The organism is Bacillus sp. S/N-304-OC-R1 (assembly GCF_019749375.1).
Taxonomy (GTDB): domain Bacteria; phylum Bacillota; class Bacilli; order Bacillales; family Cytobacillaceae; genus Cytobacillus.
The window spans coordinates 255,225-276,157 of record NZ_JACWFE010000001.1; the positions used below are offsets into that span (position 1 = coordinate 255,225).

Genomic DNA, 20,933 nt, shown 5'->3' on the forward strand with positions numbered 1-20,933 from the left:
CTGAAAAAGAAAGGAAGGATTCAATGCATTCCTTCCTTTCTTTTTGCTGCTGTTATTAGGATAAAAATTGAAATTCCGTCTGGCTACCCGACTGAGATGAAATGACCTCAAGCCGTGCATCAATTCTTTCCTTTAGTTCAGGCACATGCGAAATAATCCCTACAAGTCTGCCACTGCTTTGAATATCCATTAACGCTTCAATTGCCTGATCCAATGACTCAGGATCAAGTGTACCAAATCCTTCATCAATAAACATCGTTTCAAGCGAAACACCGCCAGCATATTGCTGTACAACGTCAGCCAGTCCAAGAGCAAGCGCTAATGCTGCTTTAAAGCTTTCTCCCCCAGATAATGTCTTTACATGCCGTTCCTGACCAGTATATTGATCGAACACAAGCAGTTCTAATCCGCTTTGTACATTTCCTTTAGAACGATCTGTTTTCCTTAATAATTCGTATCTTCCGCTTGTCATCTTCCTTAGCCTGCCGTTGGCTTCTCTTAATATATCATCAAGAAAAGCAGCTAGTACAAAGCGCTCAAACGTAATACGGTATGTGTTTTGGCCTTTAGTAATTTCATATAGATGGCCGATTAATTTATAGCGATCTTCAAGTTCCTTCATTTGCTCATTGATTTTCGTTATTTTTTCTGATGTGTCTACATTTTGTTTTTTCTTAATAAACAAATCTGTATAATTTCCTTGAAGTAGTCGAATTTGGTTTTCATTTTCATTAAAGAATGCATTAAGTTCCTCTAAATTCGGCATCTGAACATCTTTCAACTGCTGTGATAGCTCTTCATAACGGTCATGAACAGAGCGGACCTCTTCCCGGTAGTTTCTTAATGATAGCTCAAGTAATTGTATTTCACGATCTGTCTTTTTCGCTTCACTATATTCAGAATAAGTTCCAAAGCCTTGGTCCTTCATTCGCTGAACAAACGCTTCTCTTTCAATTGTTAATCTTTCTTTTAATCGATTCGCCTGTTTTTCAATTGTTTCACACTTTGCCTTTTCTGCCATAACCTTGACCTTAGTATCTTGATAGGCTTGCTGGATGGCTTCCAGCCTTTTAATTAAGCTGTCATGTTTTGCTACTGTATTTTGTAATTTTAATTCATACGCTTCTAGTGATTGAAGTTGGGCTGGGATTTTTTCAATCATTCTCGTGAAATTAGTTTTCTTTTCCGTAAAGCTAATAGTTTCACTATTTATTCTTTCCATATTGAATTGAAGCTGTTTAGATAAGTTTTCTTTATCCTGTTGTAAAGTATCAATTTCTTTTATGCACCCGGATAATCTTGCCTGCCTTTCTGAAAGTTCACTTTGTGTACTTTTTAGATGGCTTTGTTCCAATAAGATACTATCTTTAACAGTTGAAAATGTGTCAGTTGTCAGATTTCCACGATGCTTCTGCAGTTCCTCGAGGAGCGAATCCATTGACTCCTGCAATGAATTGACAGTGGACTGGGAATCATAATATGCAGCTTCTGCTTTTGTTTTTTCTTTTTCAACCTCATCTGTCTGTTTTTTTGCAGCTTTTAAATCATTTTCATTCGGTACTTCTGTAGAATGTCCTGCTGGACTTGGATGATCCATTGAGCCGCACACAGGGCAAGCTTCTCCTTTATGAAGCTTGCTTGCTAGCAGACTAGCTTGTCCATACATCCATTGTTCTTCTAGTTGAGCGATGGTTGCTTTTGCATCAGCTAATCGTGAAACAACATTTTCATATTGGCCATTTCGCCTTTCAAATTCCTCTATAGCTAGATAATAACGCTGGCTAAGCTGTTCATATTTAATAAACTTCCCTATTTCTTCCTCAAGCTTCTCTATTTTTCGTGCATTTTCAACGAATAATAATTGCTCTTTTTCAATTTGCTGCTTTTCTTCATTGCGTGCAAACAGATTCTTTTCTATGTTTTTTAAAGATGCTTCAATCTGAACTCTTTCCTCTTTTCTTTTTTCAAGGCTTTGTTCTAATAGGAATACCTCTTTCTTGACATTAGATAATGATTGGACATCCTCTTTCATATTATGAAGATGACTTATTTCTTCAGAGAGGGACTTCCTTTCAGACTCTCGGTTCTTTTCTTCTTCCCATTGTTTTTCCTGATCCTTAAGTAATGAAGACAAGGATGATAAATTAGATATAATAGAAGCTAAATCGTAGTTTGCTTCATCTAATTCTTTTTTTAAATGGTGACAAAGCTCTTCCTGCTGCGCTAGCACGGCTGCTTTCTGGGCATGACTGATATTCCTTTCGATCACAATGAATTGATCCTTTTCCCTTTCAAGGTCAGCCTTTCGTTTTTCTAAATCTTCTCGTAACTTTAGCTGTTTCACAATGGCTTCTGCTTCAAAGAGCTTTTGCTGAAGGATATCCCGCTTTTCCTGAGCTGTCTTTAAATGATCAGCAAGCTTCAGGAGCTCAGTATTCATACTTTCTATTTCCAAATCCAATAAAGGCATAATGACAGTATCATTTACGCTTCCTGCATCAAGGTACCCTTTCAGTTCTTCATTATATAGAGCATGAATTTGTTGTATAGCCTGATCCCGGTTTTCTAATTGTTTTTCTACGGAGGATTTTAATTTTGCCGCATCTTCCTTTAATTTCTCTTCAATCTTTTTATATATTTGTGTATGGAAAAGCCGCTGCAATATAACTTCCTTATCCTTACTCTCTGATGTAAGCAGCTTTCTGAATTCACCTTGGGGAATCATAAGAATTTGCCTAAATTGATTACTGTCAATGATCATAATTTCTTTAATTTTTTCATCCACATCACGGGTATTCGCAGCTATCAGCTGTTTTTCTCCATTTTCATCTATCATATACAATTCTGCTTTTGCACCGATTGTCGTAAATCCATCCCCGCGTTCTTTTCTTTTCTCCTGTTGAGGCGATCTTGTAATAAAGAACGTTTTATTTCTTAATGAAAATTCAAGCGAAACCTCTGTTAATAAATCATCTTTCGCAAACTGGCTCCTAAGGTCAGGTCCATTACGGTCTTCTCCGCTTGCTTTACCATAAATAGCATAACTAATGCCGTCAAAAATCGTTGTTTTTCCTGATCCTGTTTTTCCAGAAATGACAAACATCGTCCGGTTCCCAAGCTTAGTAAAATCGATGATTTCTGTACCAGCATATGGTCCAAATGCCTGCAGCATTAACTTTAAAGGTCTCATATGATCACACCATCCTTTAAAGCTTTTTCGATTACATCGGTCATTACCGCTTTCTTTTCATCTGTAAATTCTGAAGTCGTCATTTCCTGATAAAACTGCTGAAATAGCTCCAATTCATTCTTCTTTTCTTCTTTAACCGCAGTGAAAAATTGTTTTTTCTTCATATCAGTTAGGTGTATTTTTCGTTCAAGGTGCATTACATTCGGATAAATTTGACGGAGTTTATTAATCGGATCGATGAGAGCCCCTTCATCATGGAGAATAATTTTTACATAGTCGTCAACTGCCTGCTTCTCATAAAAACCTGGGTCCATAAGTTCATCAAGAAAACCTTCTATTTCCCGCATATCTTTTTTCGGAGAGAGTGAACGGACTCGTAAATCAAATTGACCTTTTTCATTCATTTCAATAATAGAGATAGATTTGTTCTGTTTAGCTTCAGAAAAAGAATATTTTAATAGAGAACCAGAGTAGCGAATTTTTTCATGCTTAATTGCGTCAGGACTATGCAAATGCCCAAGAGCTGTATAAGAAAACGGTTCGAATAATTCAGCTCCTACGCAGCCTGAACCCCCAACAGATAATGTCCTTTCAGATTCACTCGTTTTTCCGCCGAGAACGAAAGCATGTCCTATTAATACATTGGGCTCATTCGTATTCATTTTATCTTCTATTCTTCCAATAACTGCTTTCATCGCATCCTGATGTGTATGAATACTATCGTCACCCAGCAGCTGTCTGACAATACCTGGTTCAGCGTATGGAACTAAATAAAAATTCACACCATTAATATGGATAGGATGAACTTCTCCCTCAAGTTTCCCTGATAAAAAAAACTGGCTCTGCCGGTACCATGAGCTCCCGAAAGAAAGTCTTTCAGCACTATCATGATTCCCTCCAATCGCAACAATAGGAGTTTTCAGCTCGACATTAATCTTGAACAAAACTTCATTCAGCAATTCGACAGCATCAGTCGGGGGAACAGAACGATCATATAGATCTCCTGCAATAACAACAGCATCTGGCTTCTCCTCTGCAACAAGATCCACAAACTGATTCAAGAAATAACGCTGATCTTCTGTCATATAAACTCCATGAACAAGCTTACCAAGGTGCCAATCGGCAGTATGAATAAATTTCAATTCTTTCACCTTCTTATATTTCTAACCTAGTTTCGTATTAATCATATTATATCAAATATAGATAATATTAATTTGGAAAAGGAGATTGGAGGAATTAATTACTACTATACAAGCAGAAACATATGTATTGATTTAAAATATTTTAACAATTAAATATATTTCAAAGCATGAAAAAACAGCCCTGCTTAAGCAGGACTGTTTGTATTTGTTAGATTATAGTTTGTTTACGTTAGCAGCTTGTGGTCCACGAGCACCTTCAACAACTTCGAAAGACACTTCTTGACCTTCTTCTAAAGATTTGAAACCTTCTGTTTGGATTGCAGAGTAATGTACGAATACATCGTTTCCGTCTTCACCTTCGATGAATCCGAAACCTTTTTCAGCATTGAACCATTTAACTTTACCGTTTTTCATGTAAAAAAATCCTCCTATAGGCTTCAAAAAGCCATGTGTTAATTCACCATTCACAACGATTATAGCTTTTACTCAACATTACTCATCCAAACAAAAACTTCTTTGGAAAAAATAGCTTGCAAAAATATAATGCGATGCATAACGGCTGATTTAAATTTAGCATTATTGGTTTTGAAAGTCAATAAATGTAACTCACTATCCTCATTCCCTTAAACGTTCAGGAAGCCCTTGTATGGAATTCACCACGACATCTAGCTTTGCTTCTATTCTGTACAGCAAAAATAGCGTAACAATAATAGGAAAGCCTACTTCGCTTAGGATCGGTAAAAGCTCCTCCATCCACTTGCACTCCTTTCATAAGTTATTTTAGTCTTCACTTTTTATATACATTGGTTTATTAAGATTAGACATAGTAATTAAAATACTATAAAAAAATTTCACATCTGTCGGAGTGTTTTTATTTAGGGAACGATAAAAAAGTCCGTTCAGACTGTGGAATGAACGGACAAAGTGTAGTTTCACAAAGACCTAAGGGAGGAGATCTTCCATAATATATTATTAAGCTTTTCCTTTATGGTTTGGACAATCCTGTCCGCATTTTAATTATTTTTTCTAAAGAATTAATTAATTATGAATAGAATTTCTTTTACAAATATTTACCTATCTCTTATCCTTAATAGTAATAGGATAATAGGGGGCTATATATATGATATCAAAAGAAGTGCGGCAAAAACTCATTGAGATTGTTGGTCATGAAAACTATGATGACTCAAAAGCGGGGCTGCTTGTATATTCCTATGATGCGACCCCTCAGTTTCAATCCATGCCGGATGCAATAATTTCCCCTCGAAACAAAGTGGAAATATCACAAATTATTTCATTATGCAGTCAATACAATATTCCAATTGTTCCCCGTGGCTCTGGCACTAATCTTTGTGCAGGCACATGTCCGACAGAAGGTGGTATCGTATTGCTATTTAAGCATCTTAATAAAATCATAGAAATTGATGAGGAGAACCTGACTGTCACAGTTCAACCCGGCGTCATTACCCTTGAATTAACGGAAGCTGTAGAAGCAAAGGGACTATTTTATCCCCCTGATCCCGGCTCTATGAAAATCTCAACAATAGGCGGTAATATTAATGAAAATTCCGGAGGCTTACGTGGCCTAAAATATGGTGTTACAAGGGATTATGTGATGGGTCTGGAAGTAGTATTGCCGAATGGAGAAATCATAACTACTGGAGGCAAGCTTGCAAAGGATGTTGCAGGCTATGATCTTACTCGATTGTTCGTTGGCTCTGAAGGAACGTTAGGCATCATAACAGAAGTGATTCTTAAGCTTATTCCTATGCCAGAAACAAAGAAAACGCTATTAGCACTATATACTGATCTTGAATCTGCTGCTAAATCCGTATCGAAAATTATAGCCAGCAAGATTATTCCTGCAACTCTGGAATTTCTCGATCAGCCCACTCTCGAAGCAGTTGAGGCCTTTGCTCAGATTGGACTTCCTACTGAAGCTAAGGCAATTCTATTAATCGAACAAGATGGTCCTGCATATATAGTTGAAAAGGACATTAAAGAAATTATTAAAATATGTAAATCAGAAAACGCGGTTTCTGTCCAAGAAGCCCAGAGTGAACAGGAGGCAGATGCCCTCCGAACTGCACGCCGAGCCGCTCTTTCCGCACTGGCACGTTTAAAGCCGACAACTATTCTGGAGGATGCTACTGTTCCTCGCTCAGAAATTGCGAATATGGTGAAGGCCATTAATGAAATTGCGGAGAAATACGATCTATGGATTTGTACCTTTGGGCATGCCGGTGATGGAAACCTTCATCCTACCTGCTTAACAGATGCTAGAAATAAAGAAGAAATTGCACGGGTGGAAAAAGCATTCGAAGAAATCTTCGCTAAAGCAATTGAACTTGGCGGTACGATCACCGGTGAGCATGGAGTTGGCATTATGAAGGCTCCATACTTGGAAATGAAGCTAGTAAAAGCTGGAGTTGCAGCTATGAAAGTAATAAAAAATAGTTTAGATCCAAATAACATTATGAATCCTGGAAAAATGTTTGCCAAAGATTCACGGAAACGTGTGGTGGTATCAAAATGACAACTTTGAAAGAGCAGCAGAAAATTCAGGAAGAGTTCAAAGAACGAATGAATGAAAACGAGCTACTAAATTGTATGCGATGCGGATTTTGCTTACCAACCTGTCCAACCTATATCGAATCTGGATATCAGGAGTTACATTCTCCACGTGGCCGGATTGCTTTAATGAAAGCGGTAGTAGACGGTTTAATTGAGCCGGACGAGGATGTAGAAAGGTCTTTAAATATGTGCCTCGGCTGTCGGGCATGTGAGCCTGTCTGTCCATCAGGGGTCAATTATGGACATTTGCTGGAAGAGGCAAGAGATATTATTAATCAGAATAAGAAACACTCATTTTCAGCCAAATTAATTCGCAATACTGTCTTTAAAGGAATTTTTCCATATCAAAACAGAATGCGGACACTTACAAATTTATTAGGGATATACCAGCGTTCTGGCGTGCAAAAATGGATGCAAAAGAGTGGTGTAATGAAGGCATTGCCTGAGCAATTAGTCACAATGGAAAAAGTCCTTCCAAATGTACCTGCTCGAAAAAAATTAAATAACCGTCCAAACCATTTACACCCGATTGGAACAAAAAAGAAAAAAGTTTCCTTCTTCTCTGGCTGTTTAATGGACACTATATTTATGGGTACGAATGACGCCACTATGAAATTACTTCAGATGGCTGGCTGTGAAATTGTTATTCCTAACTCACAAAGCTGCTGCGGCGCACTTCACGCACATAGCGGTGAGAAAAACGATGCGAAAAAGCTTGCCAAAAAGAATATTGCAGCTTTTGAAGAGAATGAAGCAGATTACATTATTACAAATGCGGGGGGCTGCGGGGCTTTTCTTAGTGATTATGACCATCTGCTAAAAGACGATCCTAATTGGGCAACCCGTGCTCTTGCTTTTTCAAAAAAGCTTAAAGATATTTCTGCCATTTTAATAGAATTAGATTTTCATAAAATGGAGCTTTCTCTCCCGCCTCAAGTAATAACGTATCAAGATTCCTGTCACTTGCGAAATGTTATGAAGACAGCTTCCGAGCCACGAAAACTTCTTCAATCCATTAAAGGCATCACTTATTGTGAAATGAATAGTGCTGACAGCTGCTGTGGATCCGCTGGCATCTATAATATTATCGAATCCGAAATGTCGATGAAAATACTAGACTCTAAAATGATTAAAGTTAAACAAACAGAAGCAAAAACAATTGTCACCGCAAACCCCGGCTGCCTGCTCCAAATGAAGCTAGGAATTGAACGTGAAGGGTTGTCTCGCGGAATGCGTGCTGTCCATATTGCCGACTTGCTGTTGGAAGCAGCAGAGAAAAAGCCTTAGACTAAATTTCTAAGGCTTCTTGTTTGTTAGGACGACAGGATAAGCTAAGCAATCACCCCACGTTTATTTTCATATTGTTTATACTGCTCTTCAATCATAATTCTCTTTAATATATTTATAGCCCCCCAAACATCCCTATATGAATTATATAGAGCAGCAGGGGCGAAGCGGATTCCGTTTGGTGCACGAAAATCCGGAATCACCCCATTAACTTTTAATGCTTTGCAAATTCGTGCTGCCTCAGTATGCTCTAAATATACATGTCCCCCACGTTTATGATCTTCATCAGGATTACCAAACACAAATTTCATATCCTCGAGTTCACATGTAATAAGATTCATCATATATCTTGTTAGGCTTAATGATTTTTTTCTCAATGGCTCTATACCCGCTTCCTCAAACAGCTCTATAGAACCGACCAATGGAGCTACACTTAAAATATGAGGAGTGCCTATTTGATAAGCACCTGCATGTTCAGCTTGTGAAAAAGTATGTTCCATATCAAATTGTTTATCTTTTTGTGATCCAAACCAGCCGGCTAGCCCGGGCTTCCTCGCAAAATGCCTTTTATTTACATACAAGCCGCCAACACCGCCAGGGCCGCTATTTAAATATTTATAATGGCACCAGATGGCAAAATCAACTTCCCATTTTTGAAAATCATGAGGAATTGCACCAATAGAATGGCATAAATCAAACCCAATAAGAATTCCACGCTTATGGGCTTCTAGCGTTAACCGTTCAATATCGAGAATTTGTCCGCTCCGATATAGGACACTAGGAAGAACAATTAAAGCAATTTCATCTGTCATCTCTTCAATAATATCGTTTTCCTCAAGCACCCTTCCGTCACGGCTCTTTACTTGAATTAAATGAGTATCTGGATTCAGACCTTTTAGCCGAATTTGACTCTGTAAGGCATAAATATCAGATGGAAAAGCTAATTCATCTGCTAAAATTTTTGTCCTCTTGCCTTCCGGCTGATAAAAGGTTGCAGTCATTTGGTGAAGATTAGCTGTTGTTGACCCTGTAACAATCACCTCTTCTGGAAGTGCATTGATCAAAGGAGCTACCATCTCTCCTAATCTTTCAGAGAGACTAAACCACGGATATTCTCCTTCTGTCCACCCATCAATCCCAAACTGCTTCCAAGAATCCAATAATTCTAAAACACTCTTTTCTGCTCTTTTTGATAGAAGCCCAAGCGAGTTTCCATCTAAATAAATGGTACCTTCCCGAATATAAAACTCTTCTCTAATTCCCTTAAGTTCGTCCTGTTCATCTAGCTGGCAAGCATATTCGAATGAAGAATCAAAGGTTGGTTTATTCAAATTACCTCACTCCATTTTCCAAGGATTCTGTTTTTGAATTACTATTTTTGCCTAGCAAACAATTTAAACTGAACTTATAATTTTTGTTCTCATTTTGAAAGAGAAAAAGCTGTAATATTATTTTTGTATATCTGCATTCGCCAAAAATCTCCTAATTACTTTTACATATACTTCAGGTTCCTCTAAATAAGGCATATGTGCACTATTCTCAAACACATGGAATTTCGCTCCAGGTGTCAGCTTGCTGAAATATTCTGTTGACTCTGGAGTTGCCTCATCAAAACGTCCGCAAGTATATAATGCAGGAATCGAAATTTCATTTAGACGAGAAGTACAATCGAAGTTTTTCAGATTTCCAGTAACGTGAAATTCAGACGGACCCCACATTAGGTTGTAAACGACTTGATTTTTATATGGTGCTCCTTGTTTAATAATTTCTGGCATTGGGTCCAAACGGCAAACAAATCTTTTATTAAATTCTGCTGTTGCCTCTTTGTATTCAGTAGAATTTGTCGTTCCATTTTCTTCACATTTCTTTAATGTATCTTGAATATGCTGTGGCAATAATGTTCGATTTCGCTCCTGATCGTCTGCCCATAGAGGTGCACTTAAGCATGGACTAGAAAAGATGACGCTTTGTATTCCTACAGGTTTCGTTAATAAATACGCAGCTGCCAAAGTTGTTCCCCATGAATGCCCAAGAATATGTATTGTATCTAGTGATAGCGAAGTTCTAATTTGATCAAGCTCATCTACAAATCTCTCTAGCGTCCATAGAGTTTGATCCTCTGGACGATCTGATTTGCCGCATCCTAATTGGTCATAAAAGATTACCGGCCGATCTTCGGCCAACACTTTTAAACCTTGCAGCGAAAAATGTGAAGAACCTGGTCCCCCATGAAGAATAATCACCGGTGTAAGATTTTTCTGTCCTTTGTGAAGTTGATACCAAACCTTCCCGCCAGTTACTTCAATAAACCCTTCCTGAATTGTCATATTCCTCTCCCCTATTCAATTAAATGGTAGATTGCTGTTTTATAAGTATATATTTTCCTTAAATATGAAGTCAATTTAACAATTAACGCATTTACAGAAATAGCTTACATATTTTCACACTAACAAACTAGAACAAATGGGGTTTTAGAACATGTATAATAAATAGTGATTGTATTCTAATATAGGAAATTTCAGATTTAGGGAGAGGAAGTTTTAATGAAGGTTTTAAAATGGATTATTATCACTATTATCCTATTATTAATGTTATTTATGGGGTTTGCAGCACCGCTAGCTTTTATTGGTATGGCTGTATTTTTAATCGGTTTATTCCTATCCAGCCAAAAGAAAAAAGGGAACACTCTTGTTAAAAAACCTGGTTTTATTACGGCGATCGGGTTTATTTTATTTTTAATTTTAGGAGCATCCACAGCTGATACAACCAATACGGCAGAGAAATCCGAAGGAACAAAAGTAGCGGATACTCAAACAGAGAAGATCAAAGCGGAAAAGGAAGCAGCTGAAAAGGCAAAAAAAGAAGCGGAAGAAAAAGCGAAAGCCGAAGCAGATGCTAAAGCAGAAGCAGAACGACTTGAAATAGAAAAACAGGAAGCCTCTCAAAAAGAGAAAGAGGAACAAATTAGCAAGCTAGGATTGGAGCTTGTAACCATTAGCAGAGTTGTGGATGGAGATACTGTTCAAACATCAGATGGCAGAAAAATTCGCTTAGTTGGTGTCAACACACCCGAATCGACGACTCGAACTGAAGTATACGGCAAGGAAGCAAGCAACTACACAACCTCCAAGCTAGAAGGGAAACAAGTATACTTACAAAAAGACGTTTCTGAAACAGATCGATATGCTCGATACCTACGAATTATATGGCTTGATATTCCAAGCGATGATTTGAACGAAAATGAGATTCGAACAAAAATGTTTAACGCGGACCTTGTAATAAATGGCTATGCCGAACCATCTACTTACCCGCCAGACGTCAAATACAGCGATTATTTTGTCAAATTCGCTCGTGAGGCAAGAGATAAAAATACAGGCTTGTGGGCATTTGGTGATGAAGGCACGACTAAAGGAGATTTGGATTCCAAGCCAGTGGCAGCCAGCAACAGCAGCAGTTCAACATCAGCTTCATCTAATAGCGGAAAAACGAGCAATTCAAATTCAAGCTCAAATTCTAGTTCAAGTTCAAATTCTGGAACAACATCTACTGCCCCTGTCAGCAGAGGCAGCGAATACTATAAAAACTGCACGGAATTAAGAAAAGTTTATCCAAATGGGGTTCCAGCGGATCATCCTGCATATGCATCCCGACTTGATCGAGATAAGGATAACTGGGCTTGTGAGAGGTAAACAAGAGACAAATTGCACTTGGGGAAATCCCCAGGTGTATTTTTATGATGAGTGCATTCGCTTTATTTATTAAATAGTAAAAACCATTTATATAATGTGAAAAAAGCTTCCCACAATTGTGAGAAGCCCTTCGTCTATAAAATAGGAGAACTCTTAATCTACTTAAATTAACCTTTTAGCTATTACACTTAGTTACAACTTCAAAAATTCAAACCTTCTTAATAAGAACCTTGCCCCGCCATCTCTAACTCTTTTTCACTCTTTTCACTGCTCTCGCTTAATCCAAGCGCCTTATCAGTTGAAGCATGAATTTCATTGAATAGATCTGGATTTTCAGCTAGTTTTATGCCGTAAGAAGGAATCATTTCTTTGATTTTTGATTCCCATTCAGGTAATTGTTCCGGGAAGCATTTTTTGATTACTTGCAGCATGACGTGAACGGCTGTAGAAGCACCTGGAGATGCGCCAAGCAATGCAGCAACGGAGCCATCAGCTGCACTTACCACTTCAGTACCGAATTGAAGTGTTCCCATACCTGCTTCTGTATCTTTAATAACCTGTACACGTTGACCTGCTACGACGATATCCCAGTCTTCGCTTTTGGCGTTTGGAACAAATTCGCGTAATTCTTCGATGCGTTTTTCTTTAGATAACATAACTTGCCCAATCAAGTATTTTGTTAAGGACATATTTTTTGCTCCTGCTGCTAACATCGTGAAAACATTATTAGGCTTTACAGAAGCGATTAAATCCATATTTGAACCTGTTTTTAAGAATTTTGGCGAGAAGCCCGCAAATGGCCCAAATAGTAAAGATTTTTTATTATCAATATATCGAGTATCAAGATGCGGTACAGACATTGGTGGGGCACCAACCGCAGCTTTACCATATACTTTTGCATGATGCTGTTCTACAATTTCTGGATTGTTGCATACTAGGAATAGTCCGCTAACAGGGAATCCTCCGATATGCTTACTTTCAGGAATACCTGTTTTTTGTAATAATGGAAGACTTCCGCCACCACCGCCGATAAATACAAATTTTGCTGTATGGCGTTCAATTTGACCAGTTTCCATATTCCAGATTTTTAATTCCCATAAACCGTCACTAGTACGCTTAATATCTTCAACTTGATGTTCATAGTTGATCTCAACATTTTTATTATTTAAGTGATCAAATAACATACGAGTTAATGCGCCGAAGTTGACATCTGTTCCAGAGTCAATTTTTGTTGCTGCAATAGGTTGAGCAGATGTGCGGCCATTCATTATAACCGGTATCCATTCTTTAAGTTTCTCTGGGTTATCTGAAAACTCCATTCCTTGGAACAACGGATTATTTGAAAGTGCTTCAAAGCGTTTTTTTAGGAATTTAACATTATCTTCTCCTTGTACTAAACTCATATGAGGCAATGGCATAATAAAGTCTTGTGGATTACGGATTAGATTGCTGTTAACAAGATAAGACCAAAATTGTCTTGAAATCTGGAATTGTTCATTGACATTGATTGCCTTAGATATATCAATAGAGCCGTCAGATCTTTCAGGAGTATAATTGAGCTCGCATAGTGCAGCATGGCCTGTACCAGCGTTATTCCACTCATTAGAGCTTTCCTCTCCTGATTTATCCAGCTTCTCAAACACTTTAATATCCCAGTCGGGTGCTAATTCCTTCAGAAGTGTACCTAATGTTGCACTCATAATTCCGGCACCAATTAAGATAACGTCTGTACTAGTTTGTCTGTTGCTCATATTTCCCATCCTTATCCCCTAAGTTTGCAGCAAGGATTAGGCGCTCCTGCTTTGGTGATACAGCAAGCCAGGGCACGACCTAGTCATACACCTTTTCTGCATTATTCTTAATCTTTTTATAGTATAACACATTTTACATTTAGTATATCATTATTATTTATTGATTTAAATATCTACTAATATATAAAAACTCTAAAAGTTGGAAAAATTAAAAGGTATTCCCACAAGCGCCAGTAACACACAAAAACCAAGGCCCTAACCAAGCATATTTGCAACGGTTGAGGCATTGGCTTGCCGATACTAAAAATGAAAAAACAAAACATTTGAATACTATACTCTATAATATTGCTAATTATTGAATTGTTGCAAGTAATTAATAAATCTCTAATTCACTAAAATTTATCCTGGCGGGACTGCCTAGGAATCGAACCCAGCTGACCTGGCACGCAGGTCACAGATAGTTTTGAAGACTACGGAGGACACCAGTACCCCATTCAGCCCCACTTATTGACAAGTATTATTATAGTACCAAAAGGTCTATTGGGCAAGAGGTTCAACTTCCCCTTTCCAGATATCACTTAACTTGTCTGAAAACTGCCAACGGTTTATAATAAATGAAGGAATAATAATTTGTAGGTGAATTTGCATGACTCAACTTGAAGGCTGGTTTTTATGGTTTATTTTATTCTGGGTTGTTGTTTTGAGTGGATCTATGGCCATCGGCGGCTTTTTCATGTTTCGGAAGTTCTTGAAAAAAATGCCGAAGGAAGACGGCAAATCAGATATGGATTGGGAAGAATATTATGTAAATGAATCGAGACATCTTTGGACACAGGAGGTAAAGGACTTGCTTGAGGAATTAGTAAGCCCAGTTCCTGAATTGTTCCGAGATGTAGCGCGTCATAAAATTGCCGGTAAAATTGGCGAGCTTGCATTAAAAGAGAAAGTTTCTTCTATCGATCGTGATTTAGTTATTCGCGGATACATAATGGCCACTCCCAAAAGAGACCATAAATTTCTTAAAAAAAGACTAATTGAAAAAGAAATCAATATGACTCCATATGAGCATTTATTTTAGATGCAACCGATATCAGAAGTAGCTTTTTCAATACAAAATGCCACTAATATCGTAAGATCAGTGGCATTTTTTGTTATTCATGTATTAACTTAGTTGACGCTGTAATTTACGGAAGTCCATATACATCGCAATTCTCCACGGGACAATCATCCCAAAGGCTAAGATCCAAAACATACCGCCAAGCTGTCCAACATGAATGGAAGAGCTCAAAATTAATTTGGCGATAATTCTAATGATAAGCAAACCAATCAAAATAAAGACAAATGCTTTTGAGCGCTTTAAGTATATTTGATTTTCCCTAATTTCAAACTTAGAAGTTTTAACCAGCAAAATGGAAAATAGCATCCCTACTAAAGCCGCTTCTAAGATTTCTAGAGGTGTTACTCTGAAATAAGGAAAAATGAACATCAGAGCTCCGGTACTCATGAATATTGGCGGTAAAATAATTTTTTTTGCAGATGCCGGCTTTTTAGCCGCCTTCATACGGACAAACATGACAAACACAGCCATTAAAGCGGCTCCAACTGATGAAATAATAACCATGTCCATAGTTTTACATCCCTTATCCTTAGATTTTCAACATTTATTATATAGCAATAGTATCAATAAAGAAATGTTAAAGAATAAAAGCTGCCTTAAGTCAGATTCCTGCAAGGTTTATCCTGCTATTTGAATCCACCCAAGTCAGCCCCCATAAAGCTTAACTTAATACTCGATTTACAGCTTCTAAAACGCGCCCTTCATCAAAAGGCTTAACGATAAAATCCTTTGCCCCTGACTCAATCGCCTCGACAACCATTTTTTGTTGCCCCATTGCAGAACACATAATGACCTTAGCACTTGGATATTTTCCTTTAATTTCTTTAACCGCTTCCAGCCCGCTCATTTCAGGCATTGTAATATCCATTGTAACCAGATCCGGCAATAATTTTTCATATAATTGAACTGCCTCGAGTCCTGTTTCCCCTTCACCAACAATTTCATGGTTTGCCTTTTTTAAAATGTTTGATAAAGTAATTCTCATAAATTTTGCATCATCTACAATTAGTATTTTTGCCATCGCTGTTTCCCCCTGACAACTGCATCGGAAGTTAAATCCATATATTTAATAGAATTTAATTATTATGATAGATTTACTAGTTGTTTCTTTATACTAAGAAAGAATATATTATACAATATATCTAAAATTTTGTGAAATTTCAATTTAAAGAACCCGACAAATTTCGCCTATTTATATTAATCCCTTCAATCTATCAAGTCAAATAAAAAATTTTCATTCGATTTCTATTAAAAACCAGTAAAATCTCCGAATAGTCCTTGAAATACAGCAATGATTTTTGTCATCCAGTCAAAGAACAAAATAACTCCCATTACCATCATAATATAGCCGCCAGCTTGCATAAATCTTATGCTATTCTTGCGAATCCATTTCAGATTTCCAATAAAGAAAGAGAGAATAAAGAACGGTACGGCAAAGCCTAGTATGTAAGCAATCATATAAACCATTGCCGAGTTAGGATTTGTTGCACCTAGAGAAACAACTGCTCCCAATATAGGACCCATACACGGCGTCCAACCTGCTGCAAACGCCATTCCGATAAGAATGGACCCAAGAAGACCAGATGGGCGATTTTTGAATTCGAATCTTCTTTCTTTTATGAGGAATTCCGGTTTGATGATTCCGACAACCATTAAACCAAAGAAAAAGATAAAGATGGCTCCAATTTGCCTGATTAAATCTTGGTAATCAGCAAAGAATCTCCCAAAAATAGAAGTCCCGAACCCAAGTGCAATAAAAATTAAAGAAAAACCAATTAAGAAAAACAATGTATGGAGCATACTCCGTCTTTGAAGCATAGCATTTTCCTCTTTAATTTCTCCAACAGACATTCCTGTTATATAAGATAAAAATGCAGGGTACAACGGTAAACAGCATGGAGAAATAAAGCTTAAAAATCCCGCTCCTAGCGCAATGAACACATTTAAGTCAGTCATCTAAACATCTCCTGTTCAAAACGATTCAATCTTCATTCTAACAAATGTTATTATCAAATGATAATGTTTAGTTTTGAACAATTTGTGACCTTAACTTTAAAATCATAGGATATTTTTGTCAATCCATATAATTTATTTTTTTAGACAAGTTTCTTTTGAATTTATTCCCAAAATTCGCTATACTATAGCATATGTTAACAAATTTTGTTCCAATCTATCATGATTTTACATGTTTGTAGTGTTTTGGCTGATATATGGATTTACAGCATTTTAATATGATATAAGAATAAATTATATTTAATTTTTAATAAATAGTAGCTCTTAAGAAAAGAGCTATCATTTTTAAAAATGATTTGAAAGGATAACTTGACGTGTCTAACAAAGATTTACTTAATTTGATTGAACAAAAAAGGCTTGAACTCATAAAAGTGGCGATGAAAAATGGCTTAGCTTCTAGTATAGCCGTTAGATATAGCCAAGAACTAGATCATTTGCTCAATGAGTATCAGCAAAAATACAGCCAAAAAGTACTTTCCCATTAAAAAAACCAGCCTAGGTAAAATACCAAAGCTGGATTTTCTTTTTTGTAAGGCTTTTCATTGGTTTGACATTATTGAGTCTTAAACAGCATCTCCAACCTTTTCGGCTGAGCTATTTTGCAATAAGTACATTTTATGATAGAGACCCCTTTTTGCCAGAAGCTCCTGATGATTCCCTCGTTCGACGATTTCACCCTGATGAAGGACTAGGATTAATTCAGCATCCTGAATCGTAGAAAGGCGATGAGCAATTGCGATTGTGGTTCTGCCCTTTCGCATTTTTTCTAAGGCAACTTGAATCGCCTCTTCTGTCTCTGTATCAATATTCGCTGTTGCTTCATCCAAAACTAATATTTTTGGATTTGCAGCAATGGTCCTTGCGAAAGCGATCAGCTGCCGCTGTCCACTTGAGAAGGTTGAGCCCCGTTCTACAACTTGATGACTATAGCCATCCTCTAATTTCTCAATAAATGTATGGGCTTGCACAAATTGGGCTGCTTCCTCGATTTCCGAATCACTTAACACATCATGATGGAGACGAATATTATCTTTAATCGTCCCGTAGAATAAGAATGGATCTTGAAGGACTAACCCCATTTTCTTTCTAAGCTCATCCTTGCCATATGATTTTATAGACTCGCCGTCTATTATAATATCCCCTCTTTCGAATTCATAAAACCTCATTAACAGGTTAATAATGGAGCTCTTTCCGCTTCCAGTATGTCCAACTAGAGCTACGGTTTCTCCAGGTTTGGCAGTGAAGGATATATTCTTTAAAATGTCTCTCTCACCATCATAAGAAAAACTTACATTCCGAAATTCTACTTCCCCTTTGCTAATCCGAGTATTAGCACTCTCTTTCTGTTCCGGTGCAAGCTCTTGATCATCAATAAGCTTAAATACTCTCGATGCAGCCACAATTGCCTGCTGATACATAGAGAGCCTCATCATCATCTGATTCACCGGCTCAAAGAATCGATCTAAATAGCTAATGAATGCATATATGACCCCGATTTCTATCGGACTATTAAAGGAATTAATTCCGAAAAAGCTTAAAATAATAATCATCGCAAAAACATATACTAAATCAATGGCTGGTCTTAGTAACAGGCTATCAACTTTAATATTTTTCATTCCCGCCTGATAGTGTCCTTCATTAATGTCTCCAAATTCTTTTCGCAGCCGGTTTTCCTGCCTGAAGACTTGTATCATGGCCATCCCCTGCAAAGACTCGCTTAGTTTTGCATTAAGCTGGCTTAGCCGCTCTCTCATATCCTGATAAAATAATGAACTATATTTTCTATAGGCTCGCATAATGAAAAACAAGATTGGGAGAATAATTAAGCAAAATAATGCAAGCTTTACATTTAAAATAAACATAGCTATGAATATTCCAACTAGAAGGAATGCGCCTTGAATAAATGTCACGATCACACTGACAAACATATCCTTAATGGCTTCTGTGTCATTTGTAACCCTTGAGACTATGCTTCCGGCAGGCGTCTTATCGAAAAACTTCAATCCAAGCTGCTGTACCTTTGTAAATACGTCTACACGGAGTTGCTGAATAATTTTTAAGGCGATCTCCTGAAATTTAAGCAATTGAAAATATGAGACTAGCACATTCATAATCTGAATTCCAATGAATGCCGCTCCTAACGCAAACAGAGGTTCAAATTCAAGGTTAAGTGGTCTTAAATGGTCATCTATAAAAATCTTTATCAAAATCGGCCCAAAAATATCCCCACCTGTTGTTAGCAATAACAATCCGAAGGCTAGGATCATTGTTTTAATATGGGGCTTTGTATAGGAAAGAAGACGAAACAGTATTTTACGCTGTTCCTTCCCTTTTATTTCTTTAATTTCATCCATTATCCTAACCTCCCTGCTCTACAAGATCTTCTAGCTGCTGTTGCAAATACATATCCTTATACCAGCCACTTTCATTCATTAACTGTTCATGAGTACCTCTTTGTACTATTCTACCTTCATCCAGAACGATAATGAGGTTCGCATGCTGAATGGCACTTAAGCGATGAGCGGTAATAATGGTCGTTTTTCCTTCCCTATCCTGCCTTAATGCTGATAAAATAGCTTCCTCTGTCTTTGCATCGACTGCAGATAAAGAGTCATCCAGTATTAATACTTCAGGGTCCATTAATAACGCCCTTGCGATTGAAATTCGCTGCTTTTGCCCTCCAGAAAGGGAAACTCCTCTCTCACCAACGACCGTTTCGTACCCTTCAGTAAAATAGAGAATATCTTCATGAATATTAGCAAGCCTTGCAGCAGAATAAATCTCTTCAAGCTCTGCGCTCGGATTTGTAAAAGCAATATTTTCAGCTACAGTTGCAGAGAATAAGAAATGATCCTGTGGAACGTACCCAATAGCTGATCTTAGCTTTTCAAGCTGATAATGATTTAATGGAATGCCGGCAAACTTTATTACACCTTCATAGCCTTCAAATTCACGAATTAATAATTTTAACAGCGTCGTTTTACCCGCACCCGTTCTTCCGACGACTCCAAGCGTTTCCCCTTGCTTCAATTGGAAATGAATATCCGCTAACAGTGGTGTCTTAGCACCTGGATATGTAAATTGGTTTAGATTAAATTCTATATCCCCGCTTGGAACAGAATTAATTGCATCTGGCAAATCATAAATATCAACCTTTTCTGTCAAAAGAGCTGTAATACGGTCATTAGAAGCCCGCCCCCTTTCTACTATATTAAAAAGCCATCCAAAGGCAAGCATAGGCCAAATGAGTAATCCTAAATAGGTTGTGAACGACACTAGTTCACCTATCGTAATATCACCGCTAATAACAAATTTCGCACCAAAAGCAATGGAGAGAAAAAAAGAAATACCAACAATAATAGAAATCGTTGGATCAAATAATGAATCAATTCGAGCAACTGAAATATTCTTCTGAACAACATCTTCAGATTGTCTTCTAAAATCCTCAATATCCTCTTTCTCTTGACCAAAGGTTTTAATAACTTTAATGCCTGTAATACTTTCCTGCGTCTTATCATTTAACGCTGAAAATGCCTCTTGTGCCTTATGAAAACGTTTATGAAGCATGGTTCCGTACCAGTTCGTTAAAACAGCCATAAAAGGCATTGGAATTAAACTTATTAATGTCAGCTTCCAGCTAATTGTTGCAGCCATGGCAATAATGACAAAACCTCCAGTTGCTAATGAGTCAACGAGAGTCAAAACACCTGAACCCGCTGTTTGCTGAATTGCTTGAAGATCATTTGTCGCATGTGCCATTAGGTCACCAACCCTTTTTCTTTGATAAAAGGATTGGGACATTGAAGTAAAATGATGATACAATTTATTTCTTAAAATTTTTGACAATTTCACTGATGAGCCAAAAATCATAATCCGCCAATAATAGCGTAAAACATACATGAGAAGAGCTGCCCCGATTAAAATGCCAAGTAGAAGTACAAGCGTATTAGCAGTTAAGGTTTCATCCTTAACATGATCAACAAATATACCAATTACTTTAGGAGGAACAAGCTGGAGTAATGCTACAAACAATAACATCAGTATTCCTATTAGGTAGGCCTTCTTTTCTTGCTTAAAAAACCACATTAAATCTAAAAACACTCTCATCTGTCGATCCTCCGGAATTATTTTGACTCTTGTTTTCTTACCAATTTCCTAAATTCCTCTGAAGCA

At 37.3% G+C, this 20,933-nt stretch carries 17 protein-coding genes and 1 tRNA gene; 5 read left to right on the forward strand and 13 right to left on the reverse strand.

Features of this window, described 5'->3' with window-relative positions:
• Window positions 1-55: 55 nt before the first annotated feature.
• From H0173_RS01275 to H0173_RS01290, 4 genes are all read right to left on the reverse strand, one after another.
• Window positions 56-3,190: an AAA family ATPase gene (locus H0173_RS01275; RefSeq protein WP_221844104.1), complete on the reverse strand. Its 3,135-nt coding sequence runs from the start codon at window positions 3,188-3,190 to the stop codon at window positions 56-58.
• On the reverse strand, window positions 3,187-4,332 hold the full coding sequence (locus H0173_RS01280; RefSeq protein WP_221844105.1) for an exonuclease SbcCD subunit D: 1,146 nt from the start codon (window positions 4,330-4,332) through the stop codon (window positions 3,187-3,189). Before H0173_RS01280 ends, H0173_RS01275 begins: the two co-directional genes overlap by 4 nt.
• A gap of 213 nt (window positions 4,333-4,545) precedes the next feature.
• Entirely contained in the window at window positions 4,546-4,746 is a 201-nt protein-coding gene (locus H0173_RS01285; protein WP_213100807.1) for a cold-shock protein, read from the reverse strand.
• Window positions 4,747-4,947: 201 nt separating this feature from the next.
• A complete protein-coding gene (locus H0173_RS01290; RefSeq protein ID WP_221844106.1) occupies window positions 4,948-5,085 on the reverse strand; it encodes a YvrJ family protein in 138 nt (45 codons plus the stop codon).
• A 367-nt stretch (window positions 5,086-5,452) separates the two neighbouring features.
• Between H0173_RS01290 and glcD the strand changes: the two genes are divergently transcribed.
• Entirely contained in the window at window positions 5,453-6,865 is a 1,413-nt protein-coding gene (gene glcD, locus H0173_RS01295) for a glycolate oxidase subunit GlcD (RefSeq protein ID WP_221844107.1), read from the forward strand.
• On the forward strand, window positions 6,862-8,190 hold the full coding sequence (locus H0173_RS01300) for a (Fe-S)-binding protein (RefSeq protein WP_221844108.1): 1,329 nt from the start codon (window positions 6,862-6,864) through the stop codon (window positions 8,188-8,190). The genes glcD and H0173_RS01300 overlap by 4 nt, the downstream gene beginning before the upstream one ends.
• 44 nt (window positions 8,191-8,234) lie before the next feature.
• On the opposite strand, the gene kynU is transcribed toward H0173_RS01300, so the two are convergent.
• Entirely contained in the window at window positions 8,235-9,521 is a 1,287-nt protein-coding gene (gene kynU, locus H0173_RS01305) for a kynureninase (protein ID WP_221844109.1), read from the reverse strand.
• 117 nt (window positions 9,522-9,638) lie between these two features.
• Window positions 9,639-10,517, reverse strand: a complete 879-nt coding sequence (locus H0173_RS01310; RefSeq protein ID WP_221844110.1) for a proline iminopeptidase-family hydrolase — start codon at window positions 10,515-10,517, stop codon at window positions 9,639-9,641.
• 216 nt (window positions 10,518-10,733) lie between these two features.
• Here H0173_RS01310 and H0173_RS01315 point away from each other — a divergent pair, with 216 nt between their 5' ends.
• Window positions 10,734-11,879 (forward strand): thermonuclease family protein, encoded by a 1,146-nt coding sequence (locus tag H0173_RS01315; RefSeq protein WP_221844111.1) that lies wholly within the window; start codon window positions 10,734-10,736, stop codon window positions 11,877-11,879.
• Window positions 11,880-12,097: 218 nt separating this feature from the next.
• Here H0173_RS01315 and H0173_RS01320 read toward each other — a convergent pair whose 3' ends face one another.
• The gene (locus H0173_RS01320) at window positions 12,098-13,630 is read right to left on the reverse strand and encodes a malate:quinone oxidoreductase (RefSeq protein WP_221844112.1); all 1,533 of its coding nucleotides are present in this window, start codon (window positions 13,628-13,630) and stop codon (window positions 12,098-12,100) included.
• Between the two features lie 405 nt (window positions 13,631-14,035).
• Window positions 14,036-14,132, reverse strand: a tRNA-Sec gene (locus tag H0173_RS01325).
• A gap of 144 nt (window positions 14,133-14,276) precedes the next feature.
• On the opposite strand from H0173_RS01325, the gene H0173_RS01330 reads away from it, so the two are divergent.
• Window positions 14,277-14,708 (forward strand): DUF2621 domain-containing protein, encoded by a 432-nt coding sequence (locus tag H0173_RS01330; RefSeq protein ID WP_221844113.1) that lies wholly within the window; start codon window positions 14,277-14,279, stop codon window positions 14,706-14,708.
• 84 nt (window positions 14,709-14,792) lie between these two features.
• Here H0173_RS01330 and H0173_RS01335 read toward each other — a convergent pair whose 3' ends face one another.
• From H0173_RS01335 to H0173_RS01345, 3 genes are all read right to left on the reverse strand, one after another.
• A complete protein-coding gene (locus H0173_RS01335; protein ID WP_221844114.1) occupies window positions 14,793-15,257 on the reverse strand; it encodes a CcdC family protein in 465 nt (154 codons plus the stop codon).
• Window positions 15,258-15,408: 151 nt separating this feature from the next.
• A complete protein-coding gene (locus H0173_RS01340) occupies window positions 15,409-15,768 on the reverse strand; it encodes a response regulator (RefSeq protein ID WP_221844115.1) in 360 nt (119 codons plus the stop codon).
• Window positions 15,769-15,995: 227 nt separating this feature from the next.
• A complete protein-coding gene (locus tag H0173_RS01345) occupies window positions 15,996-16,703 on the reverse strand; it encodes a cytochrome c biogenesis CcdA family protein (protein WP_221844116.1) in 708 nt (235 codons plus the stop codon).
• Between the two features lie 371 nt (window positions 16,704-17,074).
• Between H0173_RS01345 and H0173_RS01350 the strand changes: the two genes are divergently transcribed.
• Window positions 17,075-17,245 (forward strand): aspartyl-phosphate phosphatase Spo0E family protein, encoded by a 171-nt coding sequence (locus H0173_RS01350; RefSeq protein ID WP_221844117.1) that lies wholly within the window; start codon window positions 17,075-17,077, stop codon window positions 17,243-17,245.
• 78 nt (window positions 17,246-17,323) lie between these two features.
• Here H0173_RS01350 and H0173_RS01355 read toward each other — a convergent pair whose 3' ends face one another.
• The gene (locus H0173_RS01355) at window positions 17,324-19,114 is read right to left on the reverse strand and encodes an ABC transporter ATP-binding protein (protein WP_221844118.1); all 1,791 of its coding nucleotides are present in this window, start codon (window positions 19,112-19,114) and stop codon (window positions 17,324-17,326) included.
• A gap of 4 nt (window positions 19,115-19,118) precedes the next feature.
• Entirely contained in the window at window positions 19,119-20,867 is a 1,749-nt protein-coding gene (locus H0173_RS01360) for an ABC transporter transmembrane domain-containing protein (protein ID WP_221844119.1), read from the reverse strand.
• Window positions 20,868-20,933: the final 66 nt, after the last annotated feature.

Bases quoted from the DNA above. Each gene is read 5' to 3' on its own strand.
- H0173_RS01330 (WP_221844113.1), top strand. From the start codon at position 14,277: ATGACTCAACTTGAAGGCTGGTTTTTATGGTTTATTTTATTCTGGGTT.
- H0173_RS01345 (WP_221844116.1), bottom strand. From the start codon at position 16,703: ATGACTGACTTAAATGTGTTCATTGCGCTAGGAGCGGGATTTTTAAGC.
- H0173_RS01340 (WP_221844115.1), bottom strand. From the start codon at position 15,768: ATGGCAAAAATACTAATTGTAGATGATGCAAAATTTATGAGAATTACT.
- H0173_RS01285 (WP_213100807.1), bottom strand. From the start codon at position 4,746: ATGAAAAACGGTAAAGTTAAATGGTTCAATGCTGAAAAAGGTTTCGGA.
- H0173_RS01315 (WP_221844111.1), top strand. From the start codon at position 10,734: ATGAAGGTTTTAAAATGGATTATTATCACTATTATCCTATTATTAATG.
- H0173_RS01320 (WP_221844112.1), bottom strand. From the start codon at position 13,630: ATGAGCAACAGACAAACTAGTACAGACGTTATCTTAATTGGTGCCGGA.
- H0173_RS01355 (WP_221844118.1), bottom strand. From the start codon at position 19,114: ATGGATGAAATTAAAGAAATAAAAGGGAAGGAACAGCGTAAAATACTG.
- H0173_RS01310 (WP_221844110.1), bottom strand. From the start codon at position 10,517: ATGACAATTCAGGAAGGGTTTATTGAAGTAACTGGCGGGAAGGTTTGG.
- H0173_RS01275 (WP_221844104.1), bottom strand. From the start codon at position 3,190: ATGAGACCTTTAAAGTTAATGCTGCAGGCATTTGGACCATATGCTGGT.
- glcD (WP_221844107.1), top strand. From the start codon at position 5,453: ATGATATCAAAAGAAGTGCGGCAAAAACTCATTGAGATTGTTGGTCAT.
- H0173_RS01360 (WP_221844119.1), bottom strand. From the start codon at position 20,867: ATGAGAGTGTTTTTAGATTTAATGTGGTTTTTTAAGCAAGAAAAGAAG.
- H0173_RS01300 (WP_221844108.1), top strand. From the start codon at position 6,862: ATGACAACTTTGAAAGAGCAGCAGAAAATTCAGGAAGAGTTCAAAGAA.
- H0173_RS01290 (WP_221844106.1), bottom strand. From the start codon at position 5,085: ATGGAGGAGCTTTTACCGATCCTAAGCGAAGTAGGCTTTCCTATTATT.
- H0173_RS01335 (WP_221844114.1), bottom strand. From the start codon at position 15,257: ATGGACATGGTTATTATTTCATCAGTTGGAGCCGCTTTAATGGCTGTG.